Origin of the sequence: Plantactinospora sp. BC1 (assembly GCF_003030345.1) — a bacterium.
In the GTDB taxonomy this organism is placed as follows: Bacteria; Actinomycetota; Actinomycetes; order Mycobacteriales; family Micromonosporaceae; genus Plantactinospora.
In genome coordinates, this window is the sequence record NZ_CP028158.1 from 4,628,760 (window position 1) to 4,644,406 (window position 15,647).

General features: G+C 74.4%; 7 protein-coding genes. 5 read left to right on the forward strand and 2 right to left on the reverse strand.

The genetic code is table 11. The features are described from left to right. Positions 1 to 58 precede the first annotated feature (58 nt). From C6361_RS20295 to purE, 4 genes are all read left to right on the forward strand, one after another. Positions 59 to 1,375, forward strand: a complete 1,317-nt coding sequence (locus C6361_RS20295) for a hypothetical protein (RefSeq protein ID WP_159079392.1) — start codon at positions 59 to 61, stop codon at positions 1,373 to 1,375. Between the two features lie 68 nt (positions 1,376 to 1,443). Further along, entirely contained in the window at positions 1,444 to 3,444 is a 2,001-nt protein-coding gene (locus tag C6361_RS20300) for a thioredoxin domain-containing protein (RefSeq protein WP_107260553.1), read from the forward strand. A 13-nt stretch (positions 3,445 to 3,457) separates the two neighbouring features. Next, positions 3,458 to 4,633: a 5-(carboxyamino)imidazole ribonucleotide synthase gene (locus C6361_RS20305; protein WP_107268666.1), complete on the forward strand. Its 1,176-nt coding sequence runs from the start codon at positions 3,458 to 3,460 to the stop codon at positions 4,631 to 4,633. A gap of 29 nt (positions 4,634 to 4,662) precedes the next feature. Beyond that, positions 4,663 to 5,136 carry a 5-(carboxyamino)imidazole ribonucleotide mutase gene (purE, locus tag C6361_RS20310; protein ID WP_107271057.1) on the forward strand — a complete coding sequence of 158 codons (474 nt, stop codon included), beginning with the start codon at positions 4,663 to 4,665 and terminating at the stop codon, positions 5,134 to 5,136. 258 nt (positions 5,137 to 5,394) lie between these two features. Here purE and C6361_RS20315 read toward each other — a convergent pair whose 3' ends face one another. Both C6361_RS20315 and C6361_RS20320 read right to left on the reverse strand, forming a co-directional pair. After that, entirely contained in the window at positions 5,395 to 10,440 is a 5,046-nt protein-coding gene (locus C6361_RS20315) for a zinc ribbon domain-containing protein (RefSeq protein WP_107268667.1), read from the reverse strand. A gap of 227 nt (positions 10,441 to 10,667) precedes the next feature. Then, complete coding sequence (locus C6361_RS20320) at positions 10,668 to 12,095, reverse strand: UDP-glucose/GDP-mannose dehydrogenase family protein (protein WP_107268668.1); 1,428 nt, start codon at positions 12,093 to 12,095, stop codon at positions 10,668 to 10,670. A gap of 484 nt (positions 12,096 to 12,579) precedes the next feature. On the opposite strand from C6361_RS20320, the gene C6361_RS20325 reads away from it, so the two are divergent. After that, positions 12,580 to 15,381: a M14 family zinc carboxypeptidase gene (locus C6361_RS20325; RefSeq protein ID WP_107268669.1), complete on the forward strand. Its 2,802-nt coding sequence runs from the start codon at positions 12,580 to 12,582 to the stop codon at positions 15,379 to 15,381. The last annotated feature ends 266 nt before the right edge of the window (positions 15,382 to 15,647 follow it).

A 15,647-nucleotide genomic window follows, 5' to 3' on the forward strand; every position in this document is an offset into this window, starting at 1 on the left:
GGTTCGGCTGAGTATCCGGGCTCGGTCGCGGCCGGTGGCGGTACTGCACACTGTGCCGATGAGGCGGGTGAAGCTTTCGCTGGCGGTACTCCTGGCCGCCGGAACACTGCTCGGCTGCGCGGGACCGGGTGCGCCGGGCGGGCCGGCGGAGATCCCGGACGAGGTGCTGCTGCGCAGCGACGACCTGGGCGGCGCGGAAGTCTCCGCCGGTGGCCCGCAGGCCCCGCACTCGCTGCCGCCCCGGCCCTGCGCCGGCACCGTTCCCGCCGTCCCGAGCGGTTCCGCCCCGAGCGGTTCCGTGTCGAGCGGTCCGGACCGGCCCGAGCCGCTGGCCGAGCGGACGATCAACGCGACGATGGGCCGGTACCGGGTCTACGAGTACGTCGGCCGCTATCCGGCCGGGCTCGTCGAGCGCGCGATGGCGACGCTCCGGGACGAGCTGTCCCGGTGCGGCCGTCCGGCCGAGGGCGAGGACTGGAAGGTACTCGCCGAGGACAGCGCCGGCCTGCTGCTCCTGCGGTCGTACTCCGGCGGTGACGCCACCGCCGCCTACTACGTCGGGGCGGCCGGGGACTACCTGGTGGCGGTACTGGTCACCGGCACCAGGACGCCGAACGGCGACCCGACCACCGCCTCCGGGCTCGGCAGCACGGCACTGGCCCGGGCCGGTGGCACCCGGGGTACCCCGGCGCCGCCGACCACCGCGGCCGGGCCGGCGACCTGGACGACGTACGAGGCGGAGGTGACCGGCCTGCGACGCGGGCCGAACCCGCGCACCCTGCTGGTCGACGTGGCGGTGCCGGCCGGTGGCCCGGACTGCGCCCGGAACCCGCGGGTCGGCTGGTACACCGAGGAGAACGGGCTGATCTATGCCAACATCGTGGTCGACTCGGCCGGGTCCGGACAGGTCGGCGGCTGCCCGACCCGGGCACCGGGGGTGGCCCGGCTGACCTCGCCGAAGCCGGTCGGCGATCGGGTGGTGGTGCTCAACCAGCAGCCGTGGGCGCCGGACGGGACCGGCTACCGGCGCTGCTCCGCCGATCTCGGCTGCACGCCGCCGGCCGACCACTGCGACTCGACCTGGGTGCTCGCGGCGATCAAGGGGATGGACGTACCCCGGAACAGCTCCCGGAAGGTGGAGGAGTGTGACGGGAACTGGCTGGTGATGACGCTCGACCTGAACACCAACCAGTGCGGTGTCGGCGGGCGTCCCGGCTGCTCGGCGCCGCCGGCCCGGTACCGGTACTTCCTGCGCTTCGAGTCGGCCGGCTGGCGGACCGTGCTCCGGACCACCGCCCCGGGCTGCGCCGACGTGCTGACGGTACGGCCGGACTTTCCGGCCGCGCTCTGCCGTACGCTCCCGGCGCCCGGTTAGGCCGCGCCGGGACGCCTCGAACGCCCGAGCGCCGAGCGGCGTACCGGCACAGCGGTTATGGTCGTCGGGTGAATCGACTGGCCGACGCGACCAGCCCCTACCTGCTCCAGCACAAGGACAATCCGGTCGACTGGTGGCCCTGGACGGCCGAGGCGTTCGCCGAGGCGCGCCGTCGGGACGTACCGGTGCTGATCTCGGTCGGCTACGCGGCCTGCCACTGGTGCCACGTGATGGCGCACGAGTCCTTCGAGGACGCGGCCGTCGGCAAGCTGGTGAACGAGAACTTCGTGGCGATCAAGGTGGACCGGGAGGAACGCCCGGACGTCGACGCCGTCTACATGACCGCCACCCAGGCGATGACCGGGCAGGGTGGCTGGCCGATGACGGTCTTCGCCGCCCCGGACGGCACCCCGTTCTTCTGCGGCACCTACTTCCCGAAGGCCAACTTCGTCCGGCTGCTCCAGTCGGTGACCGAGGCGTGGACCGGGCAGCGCGAGGCGGTACTGCGCCAGGGCGCCGCCGTGGTCGAGGCACTGGCCGGCGCCCAGGCCGTCGGCGGGCCGCGCGCCCCGCTCACCGCCGAGACGCTCGACGCCGCGGCCGACCAGCTCGCGGTCGAGTACGACGAGACGCACGGCGGTTTCGGCGGCGCGCCCAAGTTCCCGCCGCAGATGAACCTGCTCTTCCTGCTCCGGCACCACCAGCGCACCGGCGCCACCCGCGACCTGGAGATCGTCCGGCACACCTGTGAGGCGATGGCCCGGGGCGGCATCTACGACCAGCTCGCCGGCGGCTTCGCCCGGTATTCGGTGGACGGGCACTGGACGGTGCCGCACTTCGAGAAGATGCTCTACGACAACGCGCTGCTGCTGCGGGTCTACACCCAGCTCTGGCGGCTCACCGGGGACCCGCTCGCCGCCCGGGTCGCCGCCGAGACCGCCACCTTCCTCCTCGACGACCTCGGCACCCCGGCCGGCGGCCTGGCCTCGGCGCTGGACGCCGACACCGAGGGCGTGGAGGGGGCGACCTACGCCTGGACCCCGGCCCAGCTCGTCGAGGCGCTCGGCGAGGACGACGGCCGGTGGGCCGCCGACCTCTTCGCGGTCACCGCCTCCGGGAGCTTCGAGCACGGCACCAGCGTGCTGCGGCTGGCCCGGGACGTCGACGACGCCGACCCGGAGATCCAGGAACGCTGGCAGCGGGTCCGGGCCGCGCTCCGGGAGGTACGCGACCGCCGGCCCCAGCCGGCCCGGGACGACAAGGTGGTCGCGGCCTGGAACGGGCTGGCCGTCACCGCCCTGGTCGAGTACGCCACCCTCACCGCCGACCCGGTCGCCGGGGCGGCGGCGGTGCGGATCGCCGAGGTGCTGGCGGAGCGGCACATCGTCGACGGTCGACTGCGCCGGGTCTCCCGGGACGGGCAGGTCGGTGAGCCGGCCGGGGTGCTGGAGGACTACGGCTGCGTCGCCGAGGCGTTCTGCGCGGTGCACCAGTTCACCGGGGAGGGGCGCTGGCTGGAGCTGGCCGGGCTGCTGCTGGACGTCGCCCTGGAGCGGTTCGGCACCGGCGAGGGCGGCTTCTACGACACCGCCGATGACGCCGAGCAGCTGGTCAGCCGGCCGGCCGACCCGACCGACAACGCCACCCCGTCCGGGCTGTCGGCGGTGACGGCGGCACTGGTGGCGTACTCGGCGCTGGGCGGCCAGGTGCGCTACCGGGAGGCGGCGGTGGCGGCGTTGGAGACCGTGGCGCCGATCGTGGCCCGGCACGCCCGGTTCACCGGGTACGCGGCCACGGTCGGCGAGGCGCTGCTCTCCGGCCCGTACGAGATCGCGGTGGTCACCGCCGATCCGGCCGGTGACCCGCTGCTGGCGCTGGCGCACCGGCACGCCCCGCCCGGGGCGGTGGTGGTGGCCGGCGAGCCGGACCGGCCCGGCGTACCGCTGCTCGCGGACCGGCCGATGATCGAGGGCGGCCCGACCGCGTACGTCTGCCGGGGCTTCGTCTGCGACCGCCCGGTCACCTCCCCGGACGCCCTGCTCGCGCAGCTCGGCGTCGGCGGGAGTTAGGCTTGCCCGCGCTATGGATTCCCGCACGGGTCTGCCCGTTGTCGGCATGGTGGGCGGCGGCCAACTGGCCCGGATGACCCACCAGGCCGCGATCGCCCTCGGCCAGTCGCTCCGCGTCCTCGCGCTCACCCCCGAGGACGGGGCCGCACTGGTCGCCGCCGACGTCCGGTACGGCGAACACACCGATCTCGCCGCGCTGCGCGACTTCGCCGACGGCGCCGACGTGGTCACCTTCGACCACGAGCACGTGCCGACCGAGCACGTCCGGGCGCTGGCCGAGGCCGGGGTGACCGTCTATCCGCCCGCCGACGCGCTGCTGCACGCCCAGGACAAGCGGGTCATGCGGGAGCGGCTGACCGAGCTGGGTGCCCCGGTGCCGCGCTGGCGGCCGGTCGCCGAACCGGGCGACCTGGTCGGCTTCGGTGCCGAGCTGGGCTGGCCGGTGATCCTGAAGGCGGCCCGGGGCGGCTACGACGGCCGGGGCGTCTGGGTCGTCTCCGGCCCGGCCGAGGCCGCCGAGCTGGTCGGCACACTGCGCGCCGCCGGGACCGAACTGATCGCCGAGGAGCGGGTCGCGCTCCGCCGGGAGCTGGCGGTGCAGGTCGCCCGCTCGCCGTTCGGCCAGGTGGCGGCGTACCCGGTGGTGGAGACCGTGCAGCGGGACGGCATCTGCGTGCAGGTGCTGGCGCCGGCACCCCGGCTGCCGGAGGAGGTGGCGCTGCGGGCCCAGCAGCTCGCGATCGACCTGGCCACCGCGCTCGGCGTGGTCGGGCTGCTGGCGGTGGAGCTGTTCGAGGTGGCCGGCCCGGACGGCGAGCCGGCGCTGGTCGTCAACGAGCTGGCGATGCGGCCGCACAACTCCGGGCACTGGACGATCGAGGGTTCCCGGACCTCCCAGTTCGAGCAGCACCTGCGGGCGGTGCTCGACTATCCGATGGGGGACACCGCGCTGACCGCCCCGGTGGTGGTGATGGCCAACGTGCTCGGCGGCCCGGACGGCGGCATGTCGATCGACGAGCGGCTGCACCACCTCTTCGCCGAGGACCCGGGTGCCAAGGTGCACCTCTACGGCAAGCAGGTCCGGCCCGGCCGGAAGATCGGGCACGTCACGGTGCTCGGTGACGATCTGGAGAAGGTACGTGCCCGGGCGGCTCGCGCCGCCTGGTGGCTGCGGGAGGGGCACGAGTGACGGAGTCGGCGCCGCCGGTCGGTCTGATCATGGGTAGCGACTCGGACTGGCCGGTGATGGGTGCGGCGGCCGAGGCGCTGGCCGAGTTCGGCGTCGGCTACGAGGTCGGGGTGGTGTCGGCGCACCGCACTCCGGTGAAGATGATCGACTATGCCCAGGCCGCCGCCGGCCGGGGCATCCGGGTGATCATCGCGGGGGCGGGCGGGGCCGCCGCGCTCCCCGGGATGGTGGCCTCGGCCACCCCGCTGCCGGTGATCGGGGTACCGGTGCCGCTCAAGCACCTCGACGGGCTGGACTCGCTGCTCTCCATCGTGCAGATGCCGGCCGGCATCCCGGTGGCGACCGTGTCGATCGGCAACGGTCGCAACGCCGGCCTGCTGGCGGTACGCATCCTGGCCGCCTCGGACGAGACACTGCGGGACCGGATGGTGGCGTACCAGGCCGAGCTGGAGACGCTGGTCGCGCAGAAGGAAGCCGCGCTGCGGGCCAGCCTCGGCGGCTAGGCGTACCGAGCCAGCCAGGGCGTTGCCGGCTTCCGGCCGGTCGGGTCGGCACCACCCGCTGCGGAGACTGTCGAGCTGCCCCGTCTGTGCGCCCACGCGCTCCGGCACTCTGCCCCGTCTCTGCACCCAGCTCGACAGTCTGCGCGCGGCACTCCCTCCTGCCGCCGCCCCGCCGCTCCGTCGCCCTGCCGCCCCGTCGCCCCGCCGCCCCGCCGGGGGCACGCGCCGGGTGGCGGGCGCGGTCAGCGGCGGGTGCGGTCAGCGCATCCCGCGTACCGCCCGGAAGCGCTCCTGGGTGCGGCGCCGGTTCTCGTTGCTGGCCCCGAACGCCAGCAGCAGCAGGCCGACCGGGATCAGCACCAGCCACGGCCCGAAGCTGAACAGGGCGCGCAGCGCGGCCAGCGCGGTCACCACCGCCCCGATGATCACCGGGGCCTGCTGCCGCCGGTTGGATCCCCAGATCAGCGTGGCCACCCCGCCGAGCAGCAGCAGCACCTGACGGATCGCGCTGTCGTTGCCGGCCAGCACGATCACCAGGGTGGGCAGGAACGCCGCCACCAGCGCCGGCCCGTACGCCACCCAACTGCTCAGGTCGGCGCGGTGCCGCATCTCCAGCAGGCCGACCAGCAGGGCCAGGACGGCGAACGCCAGCGTGTACGCCTCCGGCAGCGCCACGTCGGCGAGCGCCATCAGCATCCACCAGGCGACGACCTCACAACCGACCGCCGACCAGAAGAGCGTGCGCCGCTCGGCCGTACGACGGTACGGCCGTACCGCCGCCATGCCGAGCACGGCGCCCCAGGCGGCGAGCAGCGCGGCGATGTGCCGGGGTGAGTCGTAGGCGAGCGCGGCGGCGATGAGCGCGGCAGCGTACCCGCTCCACTCCACCGTGGTCGCCTCGCGGATCGCCTCCGGCCGGCGCAGTCGGGGCAGCATCGCCGCGACCAGCAGCAGCACCGCGCCCACCGCCAGCACCCCGAACGCGGACCAGGCCGGGTCGAGCCCGAGCACCAGCCCGAGGGTGAAGACGAAGGTCTGGGCCATCACCGAGGCGAAGAGCCAGCCGAGGATGCGGGCGTTCTGGGTCCGGCCGCCGAGCGCGGCGACCGCGCCGACCCCCACCGCCGCGCCCAGGGTGAACAGGGTCAGCTCCCGGCTGGCCAGCGCGCCGGCCAGCCCGGCCCCACCGGCGGCCAGCCCGATGCCGAAGACCAGGATCCGGGTCAGCCGCAGCGAGCGGGCGACCTCGGCGTCCGGCGGCGGCGGGGTCAGGGCCAGCCCGAGCATCGCGATGGTGAAGACGGCGAGCGCCGCCAGGGTGCCGTTCGGCCAGGCCAGGTCGAGCGAGATCGGGGTGATCAGCAGGGTGATCGCGGCGCCGGGCAGCACCACGGGTACGGCCCGGGCCGGCCGTCCGCCGCTGAACCCGGTGGCGGCCAGCCCGGCCGCGATGGTCAGCAGCAGCGCCGCCAGCACGTTGCCGGGGTCGACGGCACCGGGCTCCGGGTCGACGAGCGCGGCCGGCACCCCGTCCCAGATCTGGGTGAGCGTCTGGTACGGCTCGACCAGCGCCACCACCAGGGCAGGCGCCAGCGCGGCCACCGCCAGGGCGGTCGGCAGCGCCGCCGCGAGCATCGCCCCGACGGCCGGGCTGACCGACCAGCGGCCGCCCCGCGCCGGCTCGGGCAGCCGGCGCAGCGCGCCGCCGAGCATCACCGACCAGCGTCGGATCGGCTCCCGCAGCGGGGTCGGGGCCGGGGTGACCGCCCGGATCAGCTCGGCGAGCACCCCGAGCAGTACGGCCGCGGCGGCGTAGACGCCCCAGGGCAGGCCGGTGAAGAGCGCCGCCACCGAGGTCGCGGTGGCACCGCCGACGATGCCCATCGTGGCGTACGGGAGGTATTGCGGGACCTGGCGGCGGACCAGTCCGGTCACCGCGACGCCGAGGCTCGCCCCGGCGAGGGTGGCCAGCACCACCACCTCGGCCGGCCGGTGCAGCGCGGCGGCGAGCGAGGCGAGCGCCCCGCTGAGCGCGAAGAGCGCCCCACCGGCGGCGAGCCCGCCGATCTGGGCGGTCTGCGGCGGCATCGACCAGGTGTCGGCCTCGTCCGCCGGGCCGGAGAGGGTACCGACGACCCGGGCCAGGATGGCGACGACCGCCCCGATCAGCGCGACGATGCCGAGCGCGGCGGCGGTCGTCCACGGCCGGACCAGGCTCGCCCCGACCGCGTGCAGGGCCACGACGCCGGCCACGGTGGCCCGGGCCAGCCCGGCCCGGGGATCGCTGGCGACGACCGAACTCACCCCGTAGACGGTGGCGACCGCCCCGCCGACCACGATCGGGGACCACCAGGGCAGCCCGAACGCCGCCGGGGTGCCGATGGTGGCGAGTCCGACACAGACGGCGGCGACGTCGTACGCCCACGGCCGGGGCAGGGCGATCGCGGCGGCGCCGGCCAGCAGGAGCAGCGCGACCGGGGCCTGCCAGCCGGTGCCGGTCTCGCTGACGTGCCACTGCGCGAGGTCGGCCGCCCAGAGCCGGCCCGGGGTGGCCAGCACCTGGAGGCCGCCGCTCAGCGCCGTCCAGCCGGCGAGCAGCGCCACGATGCCGCCGGTCAGCGCGATGCCGAGGATCGGTCCGCGCCGCCACTCGACCGGCATGGCCCGGATTCCGGCGGCCACCACCAGGATGAGGAAGGCGGCGGCGGCCAGCTCGGCGCCGTCGCCGAGGATGCCGGCGATCCGGGCGAGGGTGCCGACCAGGGCGGCGGTGACCGCCGCGGCGGCGATGTCCGAGCCGTCGAGCAGCCGGTCCGCCCGCCGGCCGGAGTCGATCGACGGCGCCAGCACCAGCAGTACCGCGCTGACCAGCAGCAGCCCGCCGACCAGGGTGTCCGGCAGGGTGGCGCCGGGTGCGCCGAAGGCCGCCGCGGTGACCGCGAGTGCGCCGAGGCCGGTACCGAGGGCCAGCGGCACGCTGATCTGCCGCTGGGCGACCTGGGTCACCGCCGCGTAGCAGAGCACCGCGCAGACGGCCAGGAAGCTGGCGGCGAGGACCGGTTCGGTGGCCTCCCGTACCGACAGGGCGGTCGGGGTGGGGTCGACGGGTACCGCCGAGGCGACGAAGGCCGCCACCGCACCGGGGAAGGCGAACGCCGCCCCGCCGGCCGCCCAGTCGCCGACCAGGCCGGACCACCGGCCCGCCGGGGTGGTACGGGCGAGCGGGGCGAGCGCCACCAGCGCACCGCCGACGGCGAGCGCGAAGAGTACGGCCGCGGTCAGGCCGGGCCGGGCCACCGAGGCGGCCGCCCCGGCGAGCCCCACCACGGCGGCGGCGACGGCGTGGGTCAGCGCGGCCCGCCGGGTCTCGGCGGTCAGCCCGACCACCCCGATGGCGACGGCGACCAGCACCGGTGGCCAGGGAGCGGCGACCCAGCCGAGCCCGAACGAGGCGGGCATGGCGAGTGCGGTCAGCGCCGCACCGACCACGGCGAACTCGCGGCGCACCTCCGGCGGCGAGGAGAGCACGGCGGCGATGGTGAGCAGCAGGGCGGTGACGGCGAGCTGCCAGGAGGTGTCGCCGACCCCGGCGGCGAGCTTTCCGGGGTATTCGGAGAGATCGGCCTCCCAGACCGGGAGCGCGGCCCGGATCGGGGCCAGGGCGGCCCGCAGCGCCCCGCCGGCCACCACGATGCCGATGACGATCAGGGCGGCGGCGGAGGCGAGTTGCGGCCCGCGCCGGGCCGCCTCGGGGACCGCGCGTACGCCGAGCCCGGTCAGCGCGATGACGGCGGCGATCACCACCAGGGCCCGCCCCGGCAGGGCGACCGCGGCGACCCGGCCGGCGGCGCCGATCACGGCCAGGGTCAGGATCCCGGCGCCGATGTCCGGCAGGGGCGGCCGGCGCAGCACCAGCGCACCGACCATGCCGACCCCGGCGGCGAGCAGCAGCGCCAGGCCGGCCCGGGACGCGCCCGGTACGGTGTCGGCGTTCACCAGCGCGATGACGGCGCAGACCACGGCGACGGCGAAGGCCAGCCCGTGCAGCGCCCAGGCCAGTTCCCGGACCCAGGGGGTGCGGGTCGTCGACCGGACGCCGGGGGTGCGGACCCGCTTCGTCGGCCCGCCCAGCGCCGGATCGGCCTGGACGACCGCGTCCGCCTCCTCGGGAAAGGTCTCCGGCCGATCCGGGCCGATCCCGTCCGGGTCGGTCGGGTCGCCGCCCACCCGTCCCGGCCGCTCGTCGGGGCGGACTCTCGGCGTGCCGGGCGGGGCGGTCACCGGCACCTCGGGGCCGAACCGGAACCGGGCCGGCCAGCCGGTCAGCCGCCCGTCGTCACCGAAGAGCCGACCGAGATAGAGGTTGCCGACCGCCACCGCCGCCAGTACCACGGCCCAGCCGGCCGGCCCGGTGACGAAGGAGTACGCCAGCAGCGGCAGGATCGGCTGCACGGCGAGTACGGCCGCGTAGCGGGGGGCGTTCAGCCCGGTCACCGAGGCGTACCCGGCGGCGACGGCGGCGGTGAGCAGGAAGGTCAGCCCGGCGAAGAGCGACCCGGGCAGTCCACTGTCGCCGAACCGGTCGACGGTCCAGAGCGAGTACCCGGTCAGCGGCACCAGCAGCAGCCCGACCGCCGCGATGGTCTCGGCGGTGGCGCTCAACCCGCGCTGGGCCACCCGGGGCGGTACGGCCAGCATCAGCGCGGTGGCCAGCACCAGGATCGCGACCCGGCTGAAGTCGTCCAGCGAGCTGAGCGCGACCGCGACGAAGACCACCGCCGCGATGCCGAGCAGCAGCGCCCCGAGCCCGAGCAGGATGTTCTGCACCTCGCGGGTGGAGGCCTCGGGTCGGGCCTTCCCGCCGTCGTCCCAGCTCGGCTCGGCGCCGGCCGGTGGGGGTGGCGGCGGTGGGGGCGGTGTGCTGGGTGTGGTCCGGTCGGGGCCGCTCCTCGGCTGTCGGGGTACCCGGGGTGGCGGCCCGCCCGGGGCGGTCCCGGGCGCGGCGGTCGGTGGGCGCCGGTTGGCCTTGCGCCGGATCACCCGGCGCGGCTTGGTGTTCTGCTTGCGGCGCTGGTCCGCCGCGTGCGACAGGATGTCCCGCTGGAAGAGCGCCGCCTGCATCTGCGAGGCGATCGTCTTCTGCTCCCTGGCGAGCGCCGCCTCGCGGATCTTCATCTCGGCGATGGAGCGCTCGATCCGGGCGACGTCGTCGGCCCACCGGAGCTGCTCGGTCCCGCAGTGCGGGCAGTGTGGTGCCGGCTCGATCTCCCGGCCGCACGAGGAGCACTGGTACGTCGTACTCACGGCACCCCCTCCAGCCGGCGCGCAGGCCGCATCACGGGCTTACACCGAAGCATGCCCACGGGAGGCTGCCGTTGAACAGCCCCCGGTCGCGTGCGAAACCCGGCTGAGGAGATCCTAAAAGGCCGGCCGTGGACCTGGTCGGGTCCACGGCCGGCAAGTCGGCGTCGAATTCACGATTGTCGCCGTCCGGCCGCTGCGCTATCGGCGGCGCGGCGGCGGTTTCGGCGCTAGGGCCGGCCCATGCCCCGGTAGTCCCAGCCGGCCTGGGTCCACAGTCCAGAGTCGAGGCAGTTGCGGCCGTCCACGACCCGCCGTCCGGCGGCGAGTTCGCCGAGCGCCACCGGGTCTGCGTTGCGGAAGTCGGCCCACTCGGTGAGTACGCAGACCAGGTCGGCCCCGGCGACGGCGTCGTTCATGCTGGCCGTGTACGACAGCTCGGGCCGCTCGCGGCGGGCGTTCTCCATCCCCTGCGGGTCGTAGACCTGCACGTCGGCGCCGGCCTTGTGCAGCGCGGCGGCGACGGCGAGCGAGGGGGCGTCCCGGACGTCGTCGGAGTTCGGCTTGAAGGTGGCGCCGAGCACCGCGATCCGGGTCCCGGAGAGGTCCGGCCCGGCCGGCCCGTACCGGCGGCCGAGCAGTTCGGCGGCGAGCTGGAGCACCCGGCTGCGGCGGCGCAGGTTGATCAGGTCGACCTCGTGCAGGAAGCGCAGCGCCTCGCCGGCACCCAGCTCCTGGGCCCGGGCCTGGAACGCCCGGATGTCCTTGGGCAGGCAGCCGCCGCCGAAGCCGACGCCGGCCTGGAGGAACCGGTTGCCGATCCGGGGGTCGTAGCCGATCGCCCGGGCGAGCTGGGTGACGTCGCCGCCGGCCACCTCGCAGACCTCGGCCATCGCGTTGATGAACGAGATCTTGGTGGCCAGGAAGGCGTTCGCGGCCACCTTGACCAGTTCGGCGGTGGCGAAATCGGTCACCACCAGCGGAACCTCCCGGTCCTCGGTGGCGGCCAGGTCGTAGACGCCCTTGTGCGCGGCGTAGAGCATGCCGTTGGCCCACTCGCTCTTGACGCCGACCACGATCCGGTTGGGCCGGAGCACGTCCTCGACGGCGAAGCCCTCCTGGAGGAACTCGGGGCTCCAGGCGACCTCGACCCCGAGGCCGACGTCGGCGTGCTTGCCGACGAGCTGCTCGATCCACTCGGCGGTGCCGACCGGGACGGTGGACTTGCCGACGATCAGGGCCTTGCGGGTCAGGTGCTGGGAGAGCCCGGTGACGGCGGCCTCGACGTACGACAGGTCGGCGCCCATGCCGTCGGCCCGCTGCGGGGTGCCGACGCAGATGAAGTGCACGTCGCCGAAGGCGGCGGTCTCGGCGATGTCGGTCGAGAACCGGAGCCGACCGGCCGAGAGGTTGCGCTTGAGCAGCTCGTCGAGGCCGGGCTCGTGGAACGGCACCTCGCCGCCGGCCAGCTTGGCGATCTTCTCGGCGTCGACGTCGAAGCCGATCACCTCGTAGCCGAGTTCGGCGAAGCAGATGGCGTACGTCGCGCCCAGGTAGCCGGTGCCGAGGAAGGTCAGACGCGGGCGGGCGGCGCCGGACGGCGGAGTCACCGCCGGGATCGTCGGCATGGGCTGAGTGCTCGGGTACGGGATCGTCACGCCTGTGTTCTCCGCTCGCAGTGGCGGCGCTTCATTGCGTCGCGGTGGGAGGTCGGCGCCGGAGGAGAGCGCCGATGTCGGACATTGTGGGCCTTGTTCACCTGGTGTCGAGGGTGCGCGGTCGGCGAGTCGGCCGCCCGCACCGGGACGACAAGCGCTGAGCCTACGCGGATCGCGCTTCCCGGTGCATCTTCGGTCGGGCTTTTCACAGCGTGCCCGCCGGCCCGGGTGCACCGCCCCCTGGCCGTCCGGCTCGCCCCATCTCGGCGCTATTCCCCTGATTTCTGCTGCTAGGCGTGTTTGGTAGGTGGTGGGCGAACGTCCTACCTAGAAGATCTTGACCGTCGGAAATGGCTGCTCATAGGCTCCGAGCCACCTCCACGTCGATCTCCGCAGCCTCACCCCACCCCCGAGAAGGGAATCCGAACGTCAGATGACGGTTCCGAAGTTCCCCCCGACGCCCGCTCCGAAGCCTCCCAGATCGATGTCCCGGCGCCTCGGCGGGGCAGCTGTCGCCCTGCTGCTCGCCCCGCTGCCGCTGCTGCCCGGCGCCCCGGCCGCCGCCCACCCGGGCAAGCCGCCGACCCCGGCCGGATGCAGCCAGGACCCGTCCGCCCGGCTCACCGGGGTACCGAGCCCGGAGCGGCACCTCGGCTTCCCGCTCGGCCTCGGCCAGCAGCGGGTGGTCACCGACGACGAGATCCGCTCGTACCTCGGTGCCGTCGACGCCGCCTCCGACCGGGTCGTCACCGGCAACGTCGGCAACAGCGTGCTCGGCCAGTCGATGCCGTACGCGATCGTCTCCGACCCCGGCCACCTGCGCCGGGGCGAGCTGGAGAAGATCGCCGAGAACATCCGCGATCTGCGCGACCCGCGCAGGCTGTCGGACCGGAAGGCGGCGGAGATCGCCGCGAAGGGCCCCGCGATCGTCTGGGTGACCGGCAACGTGCACGGCGGCGAGAAGTCCGGCGGCGACGCCGCGCTGAAGACCCTCTACGAGCTGGCCGCCGGCCTCTCCTGTGAGGTACGCGAGCGCAACCGGAACCTCGTCACGATCATCGTGCCGACGCAGAACCCGGACGGCCGGGACGCCAGCCGCCGGCAGAACGAGTACGGCTTCGACCTGAACCGGGACTGGTTCTCCCGTACCCAGCCGGAGACCGACGCCAAGCTGGAGATGCTGCGCCGCTATCCGCCGCAGGTCTACGTCGACGCGCACGAGATGGGCGGCGACGAGTACTTCTTCCCGCCGAACGCGGACCCGATCCACCACGAGATCTCCGACGAGGCGGTCGACTGGATCAACCGGATCGGCGCGGCCAACGCCGAGGGCTTCGGCTACAACGGCGCCTGCACCGAGACGGTCACCAGCGAGTGCTACTTCAACTACGACACCTACGACATGTTCTTCATGGGGTACGGCGACACGGTGCCGGCCACCGGCTTCGGCGCCGCCGGGATGACGTACGAGAAGGGCAGCTCCTCGGCGGTCCAGGACCGGGTGCAGCAGCAGTTCAACACCCAGTGGGCAACCGTCGGCTGGGCCTCGGAGAACCGGCGGGAGATCCTGTCGGACTACTTCCGGATCTGGTCCGACGCCCTGGCCGAGGGTCGGGCCGGCAAGCTCCAGCCGAACGAGGTCGTGCAGCCGACCAACGAGGTCCAGTTCCCGGTGCCGGACATCACCGTCCGGTCGTACTTCCTGCTGCCGAACCGGCAGCTCGGCGACGTACGCCAGCTCGTCGAGCGGCTGCGCCGGATGGACGTCGAGGTGTACCGGCTGACCAAGCCGGTGAAGGTGCCGAACGCGAAGATCTTCGGCGGCCGGTCGGCCCGGAACCACACCGTGCCGGCGGGCGCGTACTGGATCCCGATGGAGCAGCCGCAGAAGCACTGGATCCAGGCGATCCTGGGCGAGGACCCGTACGTCCCGTTCCCGTACTTCTACGACGTCTCGTCCTGGAGCAACCCGCTGCTGATGGGCGTGGAGACGATCTACACCGGTGACCGGCTCTCGCCGCGGGCGGAACGGGTCCGCGGCATCGACGGCGGGCGCGGCGGGTACGCGCCGAGGCACGGCTCGTACGCGTACCCGCTGGACTCGGCGGCGGCGGCCGAGCTGACCTTCAAGCTGCTCGGCGCGGGCGTCGAACTGCGCCGCGACCAGCGCAGCGGCGTCGTCACCCTGCCGGCGGCGGCCCTGACCGGCTCGCACGACCGGCTCGCCCGCTCCCTCGGGGTGACCCTGACCGCGAGCTGGCGCGGCGTCACCGGCACCCGGCTGGCCCTGCCCGACGTCGGCCTCTACGCCGGCACCGGCATCTCCACCACCTCCGGCTCGCACGGCGAGGCCCGGTACGTCCTCGGCGACCAGTGGGGCCTCGACCTCAAGCCGGTGAGCACGGCGGACATCAACGACAACACCGCCGCCTTCACCGGCCGGACCGTCCTGCTGGTGCCGGACGGCAGCAACCCGACCGGCGGCCTCACCGCCGCCGGCCAGGCCAACCTGCGGGCCTGGGTGGCGGCCGGCGGCACCTACGTCGGGCTGCGCAACCAGGGCACCCGGATGGCCCGCTCCGCCGGGCTCACCTCGACGGTCGAGCTGCCGAAGCCGACCGACTACACGGTGATCGGCTCGCACCTGCGGGTCGACGTCGACCGGAGCAGCCCGGTCGGGCTGGGCCGGCCGGCCGAGGACTTCGAGTTCAACAACAACGACTCGATCCTGTCGCCGAGCACCACGGGTAGGAACGTGCTGACGTACCCGGCCGACGGGCGGTTCTGGCTCAACGGCTTCACCGAGCACGCGGACGCGCTCAAGGGCACGGTCGCGCTGGTCGACGAGCCGACCGGGGCCGGCCGGGCCGTGCTGTTCGCGTTCAACCCGCTGTTCCGGGCGTACAACGAGAGCGGGCTGCACCTGGTCGCCAACGCGCTGCTGGCACCGCGTACCGCCCCGGCGGTCGCGGCGTCCCCGGGTGCCCGGGCGGCGGCTCCGGCCGTACCCCCGGCGCGGGCCTCGGCCGCAGCGGCGCCGGCGGCGGAGAACCTGGGTGGTGAATGGCGGCCGATCTCCATCCGGGTCGCCGCGACCGACCTGGACCGGACCCGGGCGATCGTCGCCCGGCACACCGGCGACGCCCAGGTCGGCACGGCGGGCGGTACGGCGTACCTGACCATCCCCAACCCGGAGGGTCTGACGTCGGACGAGCACCCGTTCCTGCGTGAACTGGTACGCGAGATCCGCGCGGCGGGCATTCCGCTGCGTTCCGTCGTCGGCTAGCGCACAGCGGTACGAATGTGGAGGGTGGGAGACATCTCCCACCCTCCACTGACTGTCGAGCTGCCCCGTTTCTGCGCCCAGCTCGACAGCCTCCGCGCGTCGGCTCGGCTCGCGCCGCACTCCCGGTGGCGGAAGCGCCAAGTCCAAGATTCTTGGAGATCTATGGCGCGTGGTGAACCACAGATCACCAAGAATCTTGAAGTACGCCGCGCACGGCGACGCGGAGGTCGGCTACGGCGACGTCCCTTCCCGGCGGCGCTCTCCGG

What these genes read in the sequence shown, in the direction of transcription:
- C6361_RS20305 (WP_107268666.1), top strand. Translation starts at nt 3,458, where the DNA reads ATGGATTCCCGCACGGGTCTGCCCGTTGTCGGCATGGTGGGCGGCGGC.
- C6361_RS20325 (WP_107268669.1), top strand. Translation starts at nt 12,580, where the DNA reads ATGTCCCGGCGCCTCGGCGGGGCAGCTGTCGCCCTGCTGCTCGCCCCG.
- C6361_RS20295 (WP_159079392.1), top strand. Translation starts at nt 59, where the DNA reads ATGAGGCGGGTGAAGCTTTCGCTGGCGGTACTCCTGGCCGCCGGAACA.
- purE (WP_107271057.1), top strand. Translation starts at nt 4,663, where the DNA reads ATGGGTAGCGACTCGGACTGGCCGGTGATGGGTGCGGCGGCCGAGGCG.